Genomic DNA, 18,047 nt, shown 5'->3' with positions numbered 1-18,047 from the left:
TCGCGTTATCCACGTAGTGATGCAGGATCCGCCATAAGCGTGTATCGTGCTCTCCTACAAATCGACTGATTGCATTCATCGGCATATCCTTGGCTAGTGCAATAATGAGTGCATCAAAGTGCAAGGTAAAGTAATGCTTCGGTTTATCCAGTGCCCACGGCACTTTAACCCGGGTAATGGAATTGCACTTGCCGCAATTCGTGCGAGGATGTTCGGCATGGATGTAGCATGGATACTCAAAGAAGTTGAGATGACGCCACGTACGATCATGGGTCGCGATATCTCGAACCGGTTGATCAGGCTCCCCGCAATTTGAACATGGGAACAATGCTCGCTTACGAAATTTGACATACACATCAAGTTGCTTGGCTTCAAGGCTAAACTCTACACGATCAATGTACCATGGTTCGGGAATATGAAGCAGTTCCTCAAGTTGACCTTCATTTAAATTTGCTGCAAACATATGAAAACACCTGTCCTCTACTGGGTTCTTAATTCCAGTATCGACAAGTCATTGCATTTATAACGGCGAAGAAGCTGGTTTTTTTATCATAAATAATTTTGTATTACATCATGATACTGCAAGCAGGACATCGGACGCTGAATTACTGGCAGTTCGCTTTCCATATGTGTATGAGGACATTGGCGGAAGAGAAGAAGATTGGGATGCCACATTATTAAGTCATTTTCCAAGAGGGAGTATTATCGGATTAATTTGTGAAGTAAAGACCGGTTTAAACTTTAATCGCGAAAATATCTTCTGTGAACCAAACCTATATAAAGCTTTAGGAAGGTTTGGTTTTATAAGTGGCTTGAACAATTACAGTAATGAATTATCGAGAGGTTCTAAAATAGAACTTGGAAATTATCAGGTTGCTAAAGTCTTATTCTCAAGAAAAAAAGTTTCACCGAGAACAGATTGTATACATATTAAGTTGGTACATGTTAAACAATTTATCAAAAATAGAATGACTAAATATATGGATAGAAAGCTAGCGGACAGAATGTTTTGCATCTGTCTATTCCTTTTTTGTTGTTGGTGAGACTTACAACATTACAGGATTAGCAGATGTTTTTCCATTTTCAGCCTGAGATTATTTCGTCAAGCACTGATTACGGTTTTGAGCCGATTTTTCATAGCTTTATTTTTTGGAAAGCAATTAGGTGCGCCTCTGCTCTATATTGTCTCTTGGATTGATAATCTGTCAAAAGGAAAGTATGAAGAACCATTTTATTCTTGGAGAAAGCTGAATTCAAAACAACGCTGGCGAAAAAAGGCTGAATATAAAACGTTTGAAGAATTGATGAAGTCCCTTTCCAAGCTCACATCAACCCTTCAGAAAAACATGGAAGAGCGAGAATTACTGGAAAAGACAAGGGAAGAATGGCTGACAGGAGTCTCCCATGATCTGAAAACACCCTTGTCAGTGATCAAGGGGTATACGGTTCTGTTATCTTCACCCGAATATCAATGGGAACAAGATAAAGTACGTCGCTTTTCCAAAATTATGGAAGAACGCGTGGAGTATATGGAGCAACTCATTGAAGACTTCAATTTAACGTTTCAATTAAAAAATGAAGTTATCCCATTACAATTTGAACAAGCAAATCTCGTGATTGTTTTCAAAGATGTTTTGGAGCAACTGAAGAGCTTGCCAGAAGCAAAAAACAAAGTATTCTCATTCGAAACAAATAAAGAACACATTCTTTTTAATATGGACACTAGATACTTGAAGCGGGCCTTCGAAAACGTAATTGCGAACAGTATAAAACATAATCCGCCAAACACGAAAATTAAAGTCATCCTTCACGAAGACCTATCTCATCCTAAGCAAATTCGTGTTGTGATTGAGGATGATGGGATCGGTATGGATCAAGACACGATCAATCATTTATTCGAGCGCTACTTCCGGGGGACGAGTTCCTCTTCTAATAATTCCGGAACGGGATTAGGGATGGCCATTGCAAGACAGATCATTATGGCTCATGGAGGAAATATTGAAATGAATAGTAAACTTCATCAAGGAACCCAGTGCAATATTACATTCTCGTCCGAAGAATAGGATAACGGAAGTTTTGAAGGGAGTCGGAATGAAGCTGGAAAAGGGGAGATCGGAGTCATCCTCGGGTCATCAGGCTGGGAAAGTCCACTGATGAAGATCATCGGCGGCATTGACCGAGACAGCGACAGGGTCACTGTGAACGGGATTGAAGTAAATGATTTGAACGACGATGAGCTGACCGTATCGGCGTGACCACATCGGTTTCGTCTTCCAGTTCTGATTCAATCGCTTGAGAATGGTATTGGCCTGATGCTGCCGCCGATGACGATCAGTCCGCGATGCGCGGGCATAGGAATGATAATCGTGTGAAAATGTCACTAGTGTGATCAGAGGGCAGCCTTACCAGGTGCGGTACGCTTAATTTTAATTTTAGTTGAATCATACGTGGTTTTCCACGGATGATTCTGGGCGGGTTTGCGTGGCGACGCAGAACTCGCCTTTTTTATTCCAGACGTCTTGTGTACAGCTCGACAATTCGTTCCTTATGGATGGCATCCATCTCCTTATTTTTAGACTAACATGCAAAAAATAAGATTCTCTTATCGTGATCCGTAGTCCCAGGTATTGAAGCGGCATTTGCATTCGATGACTCGGGTGATTCCTTGCGGGATGCGTTCTCTGATTTCTTTTTTTCTCTGCGTTTGCATAACACTAGAGGGAAGGCGATTGCCAATGCGCTTGTCGGCGATGAGGAAGGCTGAAGGCGGGCTAATGCTCCGAACTTCATTTTGCGTCGAAAGGGCAGTCCAAGCTTCGTTGAAAGGGGAAAGAAGATAGAAAAGGAAAGGGATGTGGCAAGTATGATCCGATTAGATTCTCCAGGCTTACGCTTGCGCCAAGCTGTTGAGGAGGAACGGCCGCTGCAGGTGGCTGGCACGATTAACGCCTATGCCGCTATGCTGGCCAAGTCCGCAGGCTTCCGAGCGATTTATTTGTCCGGGGCCGGTGTGGCCAACGCTTCCTTCGGCTTGCCGGATCTGGGCATTACGACACTGAACGATGTGACGGAGGATGTCCGCCGCATCACTTCGGCGGTCGACCTGCCGCTTCTGGTTGATGCCGACACGGGATTCGGAAGCGCCTTCAATATTGCCAGAACCATCCGGGAAATGACCAGATCCGGGGCGGCGGGCGTGCATATCGAGGATCAAGCGATGGCCAAACGATGCGGGCACCGGCCGAACAAAGCGATTGTGAGCAAGGACGAAATGGCCGATCGGATTAAGACGGCTGTCGATGCCAAGACGGATGGCTCCTTCGTCGTTATGGCGCGCACGGACGCTCTGGCTTCCGAAGGGCTCGATGCTGCGCTCGAACGGGCAGCCGCCTATGTGGAAGCCGGGGCGGACATGATTTTTGCCGAGGCGGTTACCGAAGTGTGGCAGTACCGGAAATTCGCTGAATCCGTGAACGTGCCGATTCTTGCGAATATTACGGAATTCGGCCAAACGCCGATGCTGTCCGTGGAGGAGCTTGGAGCCGCCGGCGTCAGCCTCGTGCTCTATCCTCTGTCCGCTTTCCGCGCTATGAATGCCGCAGCTTTACAGGTGTACCAGACGATCCGCCGCGAAGGAACGCAGAAAAGCGTCATCGATATGATGCAAACACGCAACGAATTGTATGAATTTTTGAAGTATCACGAGTACGAAAAAAAGCTGGATGAATTGTTCGCTACCGGCAAGGAGGGACAATAAATGACAACGGCGAAAAAGCAAGGCGGATTAGCCGGAATTATCGCCGGCCAAACGGCGATTTCCACCGTGGGGAAAGAGGGTAAGGGCCTGAATTATCGGGGGTATTCCATCTACGATCTGGCCGAGCATGCGACCTTCGAGGAAACGGCCTATCTGCTCATTTACGGAACATTGCCTTCTTTCGGTGAACTGTCCGCTTATCGCTCGAAGCTGCAGCGCCTGCGCGGACTTCCGGCTGGTCTGAAGAGGGTGCTCGAACAGCTGCCGGCCGGATCGCACCCGATGGACGTACTGCGTACGGGGTGCTCGGTTCTCGGCACCATGGAACCTGAGGGTACCGGACGCAGCCAAAGCGATATTGCCGACCGCTTGATGGCCAGCTTCGGCTCGATGCTGCTGTACTGGTATCATTATGCCCAGACCGGCGCCAGAATCGAGACGGAAACGGACGACAGCAGCATCGCCGGACATTTTCTGCATTTGCTGCACGGCAAGAAGCCGGAACCGCTGCATGAGCGGGCGATGGACGTTTCTTTGATTCTGTATGCGGAGCATGAATACAACGCTTCGACCTTTGCCTCACGCACCGCCGCTTCTACTTTGTCGGATATGTATTCGGCGATTACTTCAGGCATCGGCACGCTGCGCGGTCCGCTGCACGGCGGCGCGAACGAGGCGGCGATGGAACTGATCCAACAGTTCCAAACGCCGGACGAGGCGGAAGCGGGCCTGCGCCGGATGCTGCAGGAGAAAAAACGGATCATGGGCTTCGGGCACCGGGTCTATTCCGTCTCCGATCCGCGGTCCGATGTCATTAAGGTCTGGTCGCGCAAACTGTCGGAGCATGCAGGGAACATGAATCTTTATCGCATCTCCGAACGCATTGAATCGGTGATACGGGAAGAGAAGAAGCTGTTTCCGAACCTGGACTTCTACAGCGCTTCGGCTTACCACCTGATGGGCATCCCGACGGCGATGTTCACGCCCGTGTTCGTGATATCCCGAACGAGCGGGTGGTCCGCTCACATCATCGAGCAAAGAGCGAGCAATAAGTTGATTCGCCCCAACGCGGAATATATCGGTCCAGAACCGCAGCCGTGGCTGCCGATGGAATCGAGAGCATAAGTACTCGTAAGGGGGAATGCACTGTGTCGTCACATATCAGCAATGTAAGACCTGATCATGATCAAGCGATTAAGGATATCGCCGCTTATGTAGGCCAGACGATTGATAGCGAGGAAGCGTACCGAACGGCCCGATACTGCTTAATCGATTCGCTCGGCTGTGGCATGCTGGCGCTTCGTTACCCGGAGTGCACGAAGCTGCTCGGACCGATTGTGCCGGGAACGGTCGTGCCGAACGGTGCCAAGGTGCCGGGTACTTCCTACCAGTTGGATCCCGTTACAGCCGCATTTAACATCGGCGCCATGATTCGTTGGCTGGATTACAACGATACGTGGGTGGCTGCGGAATGGGGCCACCCTTCGGATAATCTGGGCGGCATTCTGGCCGTTGCCGATTATGTAAGCCGGAAGAATTCTGCGGAAGGAAAAGCTCCGCTGTTGATGCGGGACGTCTTGACGGGCATGATTCAAGCGCATGAGATTCAAGGCGTGATCGCACTGGAAAACAGCTTCAACCGCGTAGGACTGGACCATGTCCTGCTCGTCAAAGTGGCTTCGACCGCCGTTGTTACGAAGCTGCTCGGCGGAACCGAGGAGCAGATCATGAATGCGGTGTCCAACGCATGGATCGACGGGCAATCCCTTCGCACGTACCGTCATGCGCCTAACACGGGCTCTCGCAAATCGTGGGCTGCAGGCGATGCGACAAGTCGCGCGGTGCGTCTCGCCATGATGTCGCTGAAGGGCGAAATGGGCTATCCCTCCGCATTGACGGCGAAAACCTGGGGCTTCTACGATGTTCTCTTTAAAGGCAGCGAGTTCAAGTTCCCGCGTCCTTACAGATCGTATGTCATGGAGAACGTGCTGTTCAAGATTTCGTTCCCCGCGGAATTCCATGCGCAAACGGCCGTGGAATGCGCGATTCAGCTCCATCCGGACGTCAAGGACCGGCTGGACGACATCGACCATATTGCGATTGCCACACACGAGTCGGCGATCCGCATCATCGATAAAAAAGGACCGCTGTACAACCCGGCGGACCGCGATCATTGCCTGCAGTATATGACGGCAATCGGACTTATTTTCGGTGAGCTGACGGCGGATCATTATGAAGATTCCACGGCAAAAGATCCGCGTATCGATGCCCTGCGGGAGAAGATGATAGTAGTGGAAAATCCGCAATATTCCAAGGATTATCTCGATCCGGAGAAGCGCTCCATTGCCAATGCCGTTCAAGTGATGTTCAAGGACGGCTCCAAGACGGACAACGTGGCCGTTGAATATCCGATTGGCCACCGCCGCAGAAGAGCGGAAGGCATCCCGTTGCTGGAAAAGAAATTTAAAAGCAATTTGGAGACGCGTTTCCCCGCAAAGCAAGTGGCGGATATTGTGGAGCTTTGCGAGAATCAAGAGCGCTTGGAAGCTACACCCGTACACGTATTCGTGGACAAGTTTTTTATCTGAAAGGTAAGAACCCACCCATAGGTTATGGTCAAGCCCCAATTTTGCAGACATTGAAAAAGGCCTCTAGGCAGCAAGCTGGCGCCGGTACTCCACCGGTGTCAGCTTGTTCAGCTTTTGCTGTCTTCTCTCCATTGTGTACAAACGCCGTACGTTTTGTCCGCTTGAAGTTCCACTCTTGCTGAAGCGAGTCCGTCCTTACTCAGGCGCCTCGTTTTGAAAAAATTCCTCAACCATTTTCATGAACACCTTGGCAGCCATGCTGATGTATTTGTCGTTGCGATAATAAATCTCCAAGTCCCGAACCGGCGATCCCTTAATGGGAATGGAGCGAACCCCCAAGGATTGAAAATGCGATATTAACCGGCTTGGCTGAATCGACCCTCCGATGCCTTCCTTCACGAGTTGGAACAACGATGCGGTGGAGCCGGTTTCCATAATGGTGTCGACGCTCGTATTTTGCTCCTTGCACCAGTTCTCGATTAACTCGCGACCGTAGAAGCCTCTAGGGTACATCACTAACGGAATCGAGCTTAGTTCCTCAGGAAGAAGCATCTCCCGATCCGCCAAGGGATGGCCTTCATGAACATATAGACGGTAGATCTCGGTATAAATGGGGATGCGATGCAGCCGGCTGTCCGGCTTGATCGCCAGGCCAACCCCGATATCCACTTCATTAGCCAAGACTTGATCCAATATTTGAATCGACGGGATGATTTGAACCTTGGTAAGCGGGAATTGCTTATGGAAGTCGATCAGCAATGAAGTGAGCCGGTAATCCAGATCGGAGGGCAATACGGCGATGCGCAAATGCCCGGCATGCCGCTGTGTCAGATCCGAGATGGCATGTTTCGCATTTTCGAGCTGTTGAAGGGCATGGGCAGCATAATGTTCCAGGATAGCGCCGGCTTCGGTCTTGACTGTTTTTTTTCCGATACGGTCGAATAGCGGCATCCCGACTTCATCTTCCAATACGCGAATTTGCTGACTTAACGTGGGCTGCGAGATGCCAAGCTTATAAGCGGCTTCCGAAAAATGAAGTTCATTGCACAGCATGAGAAAATATTGCAATTGTCTTACTTCCATCCGAATTCTCCCTTCAAAATCATAGATACAAACTATTATATGTATAGAAATAATAGTATTGAACTATGTAAAAGGCAAGACTATACTGAATCCATCCTCAATGGGAAGGAAAGAAGGGATTCGATGCCATTTTTTTATCTGATCTTGGTCATCTTTTTTATCTCCATTAACTTACGGCCAGCCATTACTTCCGTTGGGCCGCTGCTTGATGTGATACAGACGGAGCTTGGAATGAATGGAATGATGGCCAGCTTAATGACAACGCTGCCCGTGTTTTGCATGGGGCTGTTTGCTCTTTTAGCTATCCGGTTATGCAACCGTCTGGGCAATGAGTTGTCGCTCATGATCGCGATGCTGTTGATTTTCTTGGCTACGTTGGCGCGCATGTTCGCAAGCAGCAGTATTCTTCTGCTCGTCACTGCCTTATTCTCCGGCATCGGAATCGGGATTGCGGGGCCGCTTATGTCAGGGTTTATTAAAAAGCATTTTCCCGACAAGCTGGGCGTAACCGGAGTGTATTCGGTCTCCATGGTTATCGGAGCGGCGCTCACAGGGAAAACCTTAATGTCGCAAAGATTGCTTGAAAAATATTTGATTCCTTATTTTTCGATCGACCACCTCAAAATGGGGTTATACAGAGGGGATAGCAGCTGCGGCTTTACACCACTGGATAGTGATGAAGTAATTGGCGAGAAGTTATGGCCGATCATTAAAGGGATGATCATGACGAGTATTGAAAATAATCAAAACATGATTATTGAAGGTTGTTATATACTGCCTCGCTTTATCAAGGATTTTGAAAAACCATATTCCGAAAACATCATATCCGTGTTTCTCGGTTTTTCAACGAATATATTAAAGAAAACTTTGACTCCAACATAGTAAAGCATAGAAGCGGGATTGAAACCCGCCTCTATCCGGAAGACCGCACGATCAGTCAATTCATCGATGAGCATGATCATTTTAGACGAAGCTGCAAGGAACATGGTGTTCCTTATTTTGAAATAGATCAAAATTATGAGGAAGAAATTATTAAGGTTTATGACTTTATTGAGGTTCAAAAACGAAAGATCCACAGCAAAAGTAAGAACCCACCCTAAGGTTACCGCCCAGGTGGGTTCTTATGTCTTTGCAACTTAGAAGGGATAGGCCCATCCAAGCCAATTGTTAGCCGAGTGTTTGCCGCACTCGGCTTCTTTAATCGTATGATATCACAATTGGAAAAAGAAGTGAACATCACTAGCGTGCAATTTGGCCTGCAAATGAGCAAACCCCGGAGGTGCCTGCCGGCAACCCCGAGGATTAACTACCAATCCGCAGGAATTCTAAGCGTTACTTTAGTTCCAAGCTGGACGGTGCTGTCTATCGTTAAGCCATAATCTGAACCGTACATGAGCTTCGCGCGGTCGTTTACGTTTTTGAGGCCATAGCCTTTGGACTGCGTATGCAGCAGCAGGGGAAGCCGCTCCGGCGGGATGCCTACTCCATTGTCCTGGACTTCGAACACGATGCAGTCCTGTTCCCGTCCTCCCGACACGCCAATTTTCCCGCCGCCTTCTTCTCTGTTTTCAATGCCGTGAAGAATGGCGTTTTCAATCAGAGGCTGCAGCATTAAGTTAGGCATGCGGCAGGATAGAATCTCATCCTCGATCCGGTAGTCCACTTCGAAGCTGTTGCTGTGCATGATAAGCTGAATGCGCAGGTAGGATTGCACATTGAGAATCTCGTCCGAGACCAGGATCATATTGTCGCCCTTATTCAGGGTGGTCCGATAAAAGGTGGATAACAACTGGGCCATCTCGCTAATCTCCGGGGCCCGCAGCCGAATCGCCCTCCAATTGATAAGCGAGAGGGAGTTATACAGAAAATGGGGGTTGATCTGCGCCTGGAGCGCCTTCATTTCATACTCCTTGCGCGCGATTTCCTCCACATACACTTTATGAATCAGCGTTTTGGTCTCTTCCACCATATGGCCGAACCCTCTGATTAAGTCCCCGATTTCATCCTTCGATTCGCTGGTGACCGTGACCTCGAGCACGCCCTTCCCAACAAGATTCATATTTTGATGCAATTGATCGATCCGGGACATCATTCTTCTGGCGAAAAAGGTGCCGGCTCCGGCTACGGCAATGATGCAGGCGATCATAATCAGCACGATGGTCAAAATGATGAGCCATGCGGAGGCCGTGATCAAATTCGTCGGCTTATATAAAAATACATTCCACCCCGAGATCGGAATGATGGATTGCAAAACGGTGTATTCCTTTTCGCTCCATAGCAGCTCATGACCTGCTTGATTGAGAACCGGAATCTCTGTATCTCCCTCCAGCTTTGCCGAGGAATAGACAGAATGTCCGCCTGCGTCCGTGACAAGAATCTCGGCTCCATTGGCCTGCAAGGACGCAAAGGACTGGAACAGAGAAGCATGATTTACTTCGGTATACAAAATATTATCTTTCGGATTTCTTTGTTTGGTATTAAAAATGCGCCCGGCGCTGAACATCTTCGTTCCATCAAAAAACCACAGGTTTTCCGTCGTGGCCATCACTTGCGGATACCAGGACGCATTGGCCGCTTCCTCGATTGGGATGACCGTGCTTCCATGCTTCGGCAAATTGGTCCCCGTATAGAGCGTGATTCGTGTGATATCCGGATTCAGATATTGGGCGGTGTAGAAATTTTGATCAATGACGTTTTTGAGCTGATCGTACATCGTATAAGCGCTGTCATACGTATGATTGGCCGCATTGATGATGGCTTGGTTGAAGCTCAGAAAGGTAATGATTTTATTGTATGTATTCAACTGATTGTTCACCGCTTGCACGCTTTGCTCCAGATTCGCCTTCAGATCCGCTTCAGACTGCGCCAACAAAAGCTGCCTGGTCTCAAAAAAACAAAAGCCGCCCAACACAATAACGGGAATCAAGCTGATTAGAAGAAAGGCAAGCTTGATTTTGGTTTGGAATTTCATGTCGCGGATGCGTGCTTTCAGCGCCCTCCATTTTCTCATGCTCTTTCTCCCGCAGTCATGAATTGCCGGTATTTTTCGGGAGTGCGCCCGTAAAAGTCTCTATAGTTCTGGCAAAAATACGACACGTCCCGATATCCCACGGCGCTCGATATATCGGACACTTTGAGATGAGTGCTCGTTAACAATTCCTGCGCCTTCTGCATGCGCACGTTTTTGATGTATTTGTTCAAGCCGCAGCCCATCGTCTTCTTGAACATGGAGCTGAGGTAATGGGGCGATAAGTAGACTTTGGCGGCGAGGGAATCCAGACTCAGATCGTCAGCATAATGGTCCTTGATATATTTTGTGATATAGGCAATGTCACGGTTGCAAGACGCTTCGGAATTCGTATATTTATCCTCCAGCCGCAAGACGTACTCATTGATGATTTTTTGGATATCCCGGATATCCTCGGCTCTATATATTTTCTCAATTGCGTGATTCAGGTCCAGTTCAGACACATCCGCCATAAGATGGGTGACAATTTCTTGGCAGAGATTCGAAAACATATATTTGACATAGAGCTGCGAAAACTGAACCTGCTTGGCATATTTTTGATAAAGGATTCCGGTATTCGCCTTCAGGCCGAATATATCCCGGTTCTTGATATTTGCCCGGATCTTGTCCAAGATAGCGCTGTCACATTGATCCGTGTCCTCGGAAGCATAGAGGTTATCATCCTGTTCTTCAAAAATAAAACGGTCCGGCGAGAAGAAGCGGGACTCCATCAACTGCTCCAATTGGTCGAGCCCGGCTGCCAGATCTTCCATCGCCGTCGGGTTTTCGTTCAAGGCGATATAACAGACCGAATTGAACTTGGTGAGAATGCTCTCGTGAATGCGCTGTGCCATGTCACGATAGGACAAGCCGGAGGAACACTTCGCTTCGGGAAAGAGCAGCAAGCTCTGAGAGCCATTCAAATTGATATAGTCAGCCGGCGTCTCCAACAGGGAGAGGACATAGCCTTCGAACTCGGCCCCGGCATGCTCGAAGAAGTTTTTTTCGAATTCCAACAGCAGCATTCTATCGTAAGCCGCCGGCAAATCCAGGGAAGCTCCCTTCAACGAAGGAGGAGCGCCAACGCCGTTCACGAGGGTGAACAGCACATGTTTTTTCACATAGGCTTTTCTCATTTTCGATGCTTCATCTTCTTGCTTTTGTTTGGTGATGTCTTCGATGACTTTTTGCAACGTCTCTTGAAAGGCGTCTACATGGATTGGCTTGAGAAGGTAGTCGGATACGCCAAGGGAGATAGCTGTCTTCGCATATTCAAATTCCGCGAAGCCGCTGAATATGATGACCTTCATCTGCGGCCGAAGCTGCAGTGCCTGTCCGGTAAGCTGAAGCCCGTCCATAAGCGGCATCTTCACATCGGTGAACAAAATATCGGCAGACTGGCGCCGCAAAAATTCAAGCGCCTTTTTGCCGTTTTCCGCAAGCTCCACTTTAAGAGGAAATTGAAGCTCTTCGATCAGAAAAGCGATGCCTTCACGTTCTTCCTGTTGATCATCTGCGATTAAAATGGTTAGCATGTGCATCCTCTTTTCAAGCGTTATCACCATTTATTATAAGCCTTTTCAAAACGAATGAAATAGAAAGAGCGCTCATGATGAAACTTCGTAAAAAATTCGCGTAAACCACAATTAATTCATATATACGGCCGTAAAGACAACGCATTAAAATGAGAGACGTGCAAGACATGTTGGATATCCATGTTGAAGCGAGCCGGCGTTTTGAAATCGTTCACACCAAGGTAAAGGAGCTTTTGTCATGATCACAAAACGAAGAAACGGTCTTTTCTTTGCGATAGCATTGCTATTGGTTTTTGCCATGGCTGGATGTCAAAAAGCGGACAAGCCTGCGGAGGAATCCGCAGTGGATATGAATGACCCGGCGTGGAAGGAAGCGAAGACGACGCCTTTTGCACCTTATCCTGACACCGTTACCTATACCGTGGGCCAGGTAGCAGGGAATTACTCTTCGCTGAAAGGCACGCCCTATGAGAAGGACAATGCGACGGACAATGTCTGGACCAGATATCTCAAGAACAAGCTGAATGTCCAAAATGAGATTGCGTTCGAGGCCAATGACGGTACAGACTATCAGCAAAAAGTATCGATGGCGATCGTAAGCGGCGAGATTCCGGATATCATGGTCGTTCCCGATCATGAAACATTGGAGCAGCTTTACGAGAACGATCTGATCGAGGACCTTACCGCAGCCTATGAAAATACGGCCAGTGAGCGCATCAAGGAAATCTATGATTCCTATGATGGCCGCGTTCTGGACACGGCCAAGTTCGACGGCAAGCTGATGGCGCTGCCAACCACGGAAATCTCGCACGGTCCGGGCGTCCTGTGGCTGCGCAAGGACTGGATGGACAAATTGGGGCTGAAAGAACCGAAAACCATTGAAGATATTGAGCATATCATCACCCAGTTCGTAGAAAAAGATCCCGGCGGCAACGGACCGGGTAATACGGTGGGACTGGTCATCGATAATGAACAACCTGTCGGAATTTCGGGCGGGCAATATGAAGTGAACAACATTTTTGCCTTATACGGAGCCTTCCCGAAGCAATGGATCGATGACGGCACGGGAAAAGCCGTATACGGTTCCATTCAGCCTGAAATGAAGCCCGCTCTTGCCAAAATCGCGGATATGTACAAAAAAGGGCTCATTGATCGCCAATTTGCCGTCCGCACCTCGGATGACCGCAAGGCGCTGCTGACGAGCGGCAAAAGCGGCTCGTTCCTGGACAACTGGTGGGGAAGCTGGACCGTGGCGGACTCGCTCAAGCTCAATCCGGATGCCGAGTGGGTGTCTTATGTCGCTCCGCAATCCGAGGACGGCTCGGTCACGATGTTCACCGGCAAGCCGACCAGCAGTTATCTGGTGGTCCGCAAAGGGTTCAGCCATCCGGAAGCGGCCATTAAAATTGCGAGCGTTCAATTCGATTACCAGCGCTACCAGGAGAAGGACGAAGCCGTGCTCAAGGAATTCGAGGATTACAGCGCGCATAATGTAGGCGGATCTCCGCTCGCCATCAACATTGACTATTATGATGCCTTCTACCGCAATGTTGAAATTATGGAAGAGGCACTGGAGACGGGCGACGCCGGCAAATTAACGAGCAATCTGGATATTGCGGCTTATAAGTCCTACAAAAAATATTTGGATGACGTGAAAAACGGAAACCAAGTCGATGCCAACGCATGGGCCGGATATACATCGAGCATTACGACGGCGAAGCTGGTCAACAACTCCAATATCAAAGAAGTCAATCCGATCTTCTTCGGCAGCACACGGTCCATGTCTTTGAAATGGCCGACCTTAATGAAAATGGAACTCGAAATGTATCTGAAAATTATTACGGGCGAGCAAACGCCGGATGATTTCGATAAATTCGTGGAGAATTGGAAGAAAACCGGCGGCGATATCATTACGGATGAAGTGAACGAAGCGATTGCCTCCAATTGAAGCGAAAGAGAGCGTTCTTCATGAAGAATAAAAACGATCAGATCGCGTTCCACTCGATGATGGCCGCAGGCATGATCTTCCTCATTATTTTCTCGTTCATCCCGATGTTCGGGATTGTGATGGCTTTTCAAGATTATGTTCCTGCCAAAGGGATCAGCGGTTCGCGCTGGGTGGGTTTGGATAATTTCAAATTCATGCTGCAAATTCCGGACAGCAAGCAGATTTTTATCAATACGATCGTCATCGCGGTATGGAAGATTATTGTGGGGACCTTCGTTTCGATTACGTTTGCTTTGCTCCTGAATGAGATTCGACTGAAAATTGCCAAGCGGTTCATGCAGACGGTCGTGTATTTGCCGAATTTCTTGTCATGGGCCGTACTGGCTACCGTCGTGATGAACATCTTTTCCTATGAAGGTCCGATCAACGCATTTCTGGGATGGTTTGGCGCAGACCCGATTTTATTTATGGCGAGCAATGAATGGTTCCGGCCGATGCTGGTGTTGTCCGATGTGTGGAAAGGGTTCGGCTATGGCTCGATCATCTATTTGGCCGCCCTGACTTCCATTGACCCGGGGCAATACGAAGCGGCATCGATCGACGGGGCGAACCGGTTCCAGAAGCTGTGGTATGTCACGCTTCCCGGCTTGATGCCTACGATTTTACTGGTCACGACGTTGAACCTGCCGAATGTGTTGAACGCCGGCTTTGACCAAATTTTTAATCTGTATAATCCGTTGGTGTACGAGACCGCCGATATTATTGACACCTATGTGTACCGGGTCGGTCTGGTCGAAAGACAGTACAGCCTCGGAACCGCAGTCGGTCTCTTGCGTTCCATTGTCGGCATTATTTTAATCTTATCCGCGAATAAACTGACGCAAAAGCTGACAGATTATCGCATTTTCTAGGGGGTGTCTTCCATCATAGCTCAGACGATGAAAAGCCGCGTCGCCGACGTGATTATCTGGATCTTGTTGCTGGCGCTTACGTTGTCTTGTCTGTTTCCGTTACTCAATATGGTAGCTATTTCACTGAGTGATAATGCAGCCGCTTCCGCTAATTTGGTGGGCCTGTTCCCGGTGAACTTTACATGGAGCTCCTATGAAAAGCTGCTGTCAGACTCGCAGTTTTGGCGTTCGTTCATGATCTCGGTCGAAAGGGTCGTGCTGGGGCTCGGCGTAAATATGGCGCTGATGATCCTGATGGCCTATCCGCTATCCAAAAGCTCGAAGCAATTCCGGGGACAGAAAGTGTACATGAATATCGTAATTTTCGCGATGCTGTTCTCCGGAGGACTTATTCCGACGTTCATGGTCGTGAAGCAGCTTGGACTTCTGGATTCGATTTGGGCCTTGATTTTGCCGGGAGCGGTGCCCATCGGCAATGTCATCCTGCTGATGAACGCGTTCCGTGCGGTTCCGAAGTCGCTGGAGGAAGCGGCCAAGATGGATGGAGCCTCGCAATGGAAAATCTTGTTTTCGATCTATTTGCCGGTCGTGTTGCCGACCTTGGCGACGGTGATGCTGTTTACGATCGTCGGCCACTGGAATGATTATTTCAGCGCGTTGGTGTATATCAACAAGACTTCGAACTATCCATTGCAGACCTATATTCAGCAGCTCAGCGTGGAAGTGCAGAACATCACGGACCCGGCGAAATTGGCCGAATATGCCAAGATTTCAGACCGGACGCTGAATTCCGCCAAAATCGTCGTTTCTACGCTGCCATTGCTCTTGATTTACCCTTTCTTGCAGAAGTATTTCGTGTCCGGAATCGTGGTCGGTTCTGTCAAGGAATAAGTCACCAGGTTCCGCGAAGCCCAATACAATGGAAAGAAGCCGGCCGACCACATGGCGTCCAGGAGGTTAGCAATGACGAATGCAGGTGCAACATCAATGTTAGATGACATGAAAATGTTCGTATCGAAGGAAGCGAACCGGGCGATATCTTTTACCAATAAGGAGTCCGCATTTTACTTTACGCAATCTCACGACACGAATCATCCGGAGCATGCTTATTTTGAAGGATGGAACATCGCGAAGCGCCGAATCTTTCAGGGCTATCATTTATATGACGGGGGCAGCAGGCTGGAGAATCAGCAATCCCAAGTGTATGTTTATCCTTACAAAATGGTGCGCCAGCATGGCCCACTCACAGAGGAACTATGGATGCCGGATTATCGAAATGTGCTGGAAATCGGCCTTGCCGGGGCGCAGCAGCCGACTATCGGCATGGAGCTCAGAGGAGAGCATGTGAAGCCGATGCGTCAAGAGGGGCATATCCTTCTCTTCTCGGCGATGACAGAAGGCTGGGTGATCGCGGTAGGATCCAGGCGGCTGCAGCCATTAACGCTGGAAGGGCATATCATCTATGCGGATGCGGAGGAGGAAGGCTTCTGCATCGCTGCCGGCAGAACGGCAGAGGAAGCCGTCGCTCTGCTGCAGGATACGAGAGGAGAGGTCGACCGCCTCAAGACGGAGCGAGTCGAACGCATGGAACGCCTGCTTCTCGAAAATACGTATATGAGGAGCACGGATGACACGCTGGAGCTGGCTCTGCGCTGGATAAGCATCACGATGGATCAGCTTGTTACGAGGCAGCAAGGAGACGGGATCTACGCCGGACTTCCTTGGTTCAATGAATATTGGGGACGGGATCAGTTTATTTCGCTTCCGGGGGCTGTCTTGGTTAGCGGGCAATTCGAGACGGCACGCCATATTCTGCTTTCTTTTGCCGAATTTCAGAATACCGATAAGGATTCCAAGTTTTACGGCAGAGTCCCGAATATCCTTGCTCCGGAAAATATTGATTATCATACGACGGACGGCACGCCGCGATTTGTGATCCAACTGCAGGATTATGTCAAATATTCGGGCGATACGGACATCATTAAAGAGCTGTATCCGGCCGTCATTCGCAGCATTCAAGGCTCGATCGAGCACTGGATGGACGAGAAGGGCTACCTGACGCACGCCGACAATGAAACGTGGATGGATGCCCGGGACAGCCAGCTGCGATCCTATTCCCCAAGGGATACGCGGGCCAACGACATTCAGGCGCTATGGTACAACCAACTGCTGGCGGGAGTGTACTTCGCCGAATTTATGAAGGATGAAGCTCATGCGGAACAGTGGAAGCAGATTGCGGATCGGTTGAAAATGAATTTTGAAAAGGATTACCATGATCCCGGCCATCCTTATTTGGCCGACCGGCTCGATAAAGAAGGCAAGCCGGAGTTCTCCCTGCGTCCGAATCAGCTCTTTGCCTTCGACATGCTTGATGATAGGGAGTTTGCTTGTCAGGCCATCCGCACGGCTTGGGAAGAGCTGGTATATCCTTGGGGAGTCGCTTCTCTGGACCGGCGCCATCCGCTGTTCCATCCGTTCCACCTGACACCTCATTATCACAAGGATGCCGCTTATCACAACGGAACCGTATGGCTCTGGCTGAACGGCATCGCGATGCAGCGCATGATTGAGGCGGGAGAGGAAGAGACAGCCTATCGGCTGTTCAAGAACATGAACGGGATGGCGCTGACCAAAGGGGTCGTCGGCGGACTGTGCGAAAATATGGATGCTTACCCTCATGAAGGCGAGAACTGGGCCAAACTGACGGGGGCGTATTTGCAAGCCTGGTCCAATGCCGAGCATTTGCGGGTATGGTACCAATACTTTTTGGGAGTAAGGCCTGATCTGATTCAGCATACCTTAGTCCTCGCTCCCCGAATACCGGAGGAGATTCCGGATCTGAATTATGCGATCAACGTGGGCAAGGGCCGCATTACCGCTGATTACCGCAATGAAGCGGTCAGGGTATATCGCTACCAGTTCCAGGACCTTTCCTTGAAGGCCGTCATTGATATTTCGCCATTTGAGCGGGTGGAGGTAGAGGTGCGCCCTGGTTCGGAGCTAAGGATAGCGCAGGCCGAGGGGACGCTGACCGTAGCCTTGCTCGATCCTAACCAGGCAGTCATCCAGGCGATGGAAGCCTCCGTCTCGCCAGCGCGTGCCGAGAAGCGGGCAAGACAGCGCCGCATCCTGAAGGAGGTCCGCTTCGCCGAGCCGATGGAGGTACAGAATCATCCGGTGATGAGATAGCGTTGCCTCAATAAAATAGCGAAGTTAGG

The 18,047-nt window shown here is 49.4% G+C and carries 13 protein-coding genes; 9 read left to right on the top strand and 4 right to left on the bottom strand.

What is annotated here, in order from left to right:
- Positions 1–463: helix-turn-helix domain-containing protein (locus ABD76_RS06440; RefSeq protein WP_197254405.1), on the bottom strand; the 463-nt coding region annotated here is incomplete at its 3' end.
- A 658-nt stretch (positions 464–1,121) separates the two neighbouring features.
- Here ABD76_RS06440 and ABD76_RS06435 point away from each other — a divergent pair.
- The 4 genes from ABD76_RS06435 (at position 1,122) to ABD76_RS06420 (ending at position 6,345) form a co-directional block, all read left to right on the top strand.
- On the top strand, positions 1,122–2,063 hold the full coding sequence (locus tag ABD76_RS06435) for a sensor histidine kinase (protein ID WP_242069411.1): 942 nt from the start codon (positions 1,122–1,124) through the stop codon (positions 2,061–2,063).
- A gap of 800 nt (positions 2,064–2,863) precedes the next feature.
- On the top strand, positions 2,864–3,757 hold the full coding sequence (prpB, locus tag ABD76_RS06430) for a methylisocitrate lyase (RefSeq protein WP_197255278.1): 894 nt from the start codon (positions 2,864–2,866) through the stop codon (positions 3,755–3,757).
- Positions 3,758–4,882 carry a bifunctional 2-methylcitrate synthase/citrate synthase gene (prpC, locus tag ABD76_RS06425; RefSeq protein WP_197255276.1) on the top strand — a complete coding sequence of 375 codons (1,125 nt, stop codon included), beginning with the start codon at positions 3,758–3,760 and terminating at the stop codon, positions 4,880–4,882.
- 23 nt (positions 4,883–4,905) lie between these two features.
- Positions 4,906–6,345, top strand: coding sequence for a bifunctional 2-methylcitrate dehydratase/aconitate hydratase (locus ABD76_RS06420; RefSeq protein WP_197255274.1), 1,440 nt, complete (start codon positions 4,906–4,908; stop codon positions 6,343–6,345).
- A 195-nt stretch (positions 6,346–6,540) separates the two neighbouring features.
- On the opposite strand, the gene ABD76_RS06415 is transcribed toward ABD76_RS06420, so the two are convergent.
- Positions 6,541–7,428, bottom strand: coding sequence for a LysR family transcriptional regulator (locus ABD76_RS06415; RefSeq protein ID WP_197255272.1), 888 nt, complete (start codon positions 7,426–7,428; stop codon positions 6,541–6,543).
- A gap of 123 nt (positions 7,429–7,551) precedes the next feature.
- Between ABD76_RS06415 and ABD76_RS29305 the strand changes: the two genes are divergently transcribed.
- Entirely contained in the window at positions 7,552–8,310 is a 759-nt protein-coding gene (locus tag ABD76_RS29305) for an MFS transporter (protein ID WP_242069410.1), read from the top strand.
- A gap of 424 nt (positions 8,311–8,734) precedes the next feature.
- Here ABD76_RS29305 and ABD76_RS06405 read toward each other — a convergent pair whose 3' ends face one another.
- Both ABD76_RS06405 and ABD76_RS06400 read right to left on the bottom strand, forming a co-directional pair.
- On the bottom strand, positions 8,735–10,438 hold the full coding sequence (locus ABD76_RS06405) for a sensor histidine kinase (RefSeq protein ID WP_197255269.1): 1,704 nt from the start codon (positions 10,436–10,438) through the stop codon (positions 8,735–8,737).
- Positions 10,435–11,970, bottom strand: coding sequence for a response regulator (locus tag ABD76_RS06400; protein WP_197255267.1), 1,536 nt, complete (start codon positions 11,968–11,970; stop codon positions 10,435–10,437). The genes ABD76_RS06405 and ABD76_RS06400 overlap by 4 nt, the downstream gene beginning before the upstream one ends.
- 349 nt (positions 11,971–12,319) lie before the next feature.
- On the opposite strand from ABD76_RS06400, the gene ABD76_RS06395 reads away from it, so the two are divergent.
- The 4 genes from ABD76_RS06395 to ABD76_RS06380 all read left to right on the top strand — a co-directional run bounded on the left by ABD76_RS06395 (position 12,320) and on the right by ABD76_RS06380 (position 18,018).
- Positions 12,320–13,918, top strand: coding sequence for an extracellular solute-binding protein (locus ABD76_RS06395; protein WP_242069413.1), 1,599 nt, complete (start codon positions 12,320–12,322; stop codon positions 13,916–13,918).
- A 20-nt stretch (positions 13,919–13,938) separates the two neighbouring features.
- Positions 13,939–14,829 (top strand): ABC transporter permease, encoded by an 891-nt coding sequence (locus ABD76_RS06390; RefSeq protein ID WP_197255263.1) that lies wholly within the window; start codon positions 13,939–13,941, stop codon positions 14,827–14,829.
- 27 nt (positions 14,830–14,856) lie between these two features.
- On the top strand, positions 14,857–15,720 hold the full coding sequence (locus tag ABD76_RS06385) for a carbohydrate ABC transporter permease (protein WP_197255282.1): 864 nt from the start codon (positions 14,857–14,859) through the stop codon (positions 15,718–15,720).
- 96 nt (positions 15,721–15,816) lie between these two features.
- A complete protein-coding gene (locus tag ABD76_RS06380) occupies positions 15,817–18,018 on the top strand; it encodes an amylo-alpha-1,6-glucosidase (RefSeq protein ID WP_197255261.1) in 2,202 nt (733 codons plus the stop codon).
- The last annotated feature ends 29 nt before the right edge of the window (positions 18,019–18,047 follow it).

This window comes from Paenibacillus dendritiformis, from assembly GCF_015845845.1.
Classification (GTDB): domain Bacteria; phylum Bacillota; class Bacilli; order Paenibacillales; family Paenibacillaceae; genus Paenibacillus_B; species Paenibacillus_B dendritiformis_C.
The sequence above is the reverse complement of the archived record's forward strand: the minus strand, read 5'-3'. Positions and strand labels throughout refer to the sequence as shown.

Excerpts from the sequence above, each read along its gene's own strand:
- ABD76_RS29305 (WP_242069410.1), top strand. The coding sequence starts at position 7,552 with ATGCCATTTTTTTATCTGATCTTGGTCATCTTTTTTATCTCCATTAAC.
- ABD76_RS06395 (WP_242069413.1), top strand. The coding sequence starts at position 12,320 with ATGAATGACCCGGCGTGGAAGGAAGCGAAGACGACGCCTTTTGCACCT.
- ABD76_RS06415 (WP_197255272.1), bottom strand. The coding sequence starts at position 7,428 with ATGGAAGTAAGACAATTGCAATATTTTCTCATGCTGTGCAATGAACTT.
- ABD76_RS06390 (WP_197255263.1), top strand. The coding sequence starts at position 13,939 with ATGAAGAATAAAAACGATCAGATCGCGTTCCACTCGATGATGGCCGCA.
- ABD76_RS06405 (WP_197255269.1), bottom strand. The coding sequence starts at position 10,438 with ATGAGAAAATGGAGGGCGCTGAAAGCACGCATCCGCGACATGAAATTC.
- prpB (WP_197255278.1), top strand. The coding sequence starts at position 2,864 with ATGATCCGATTAGATTCTCCAGGCTTACGCTTGCGCCAAGCTGTTGAG.
- prpC (WP_197255276.1), top strand. The coding sequence starts at position 3,758 with ATGACAACGGCGAAAAAGCAAGGCGGATTAGCCGGAATTATCGCCGGC.
- ABD76_RS06385 (WP_197255282.1), top strand. The coding sequence starts at position 14,857 with ATGAAAAGCCGCGTCGCCGACGTGATTATCTGGATCTTGTTGCTGGCG.
- ABD76_RS06380 (WP_197255261.1), top strand. The coding sequence starts at position 15,817 with ATGTTAGATGACATGAAAATGTTCGTATCGAAGGAAGCGAACCGGGCG.
- ABD76_RS06400 (WP_197255267.1), bottom strand. The coding sequence starts at position 11,970 with ATGCTAACCATTTTAATCGCAGATGATCAACAGGAAGAACGTGAAGGC.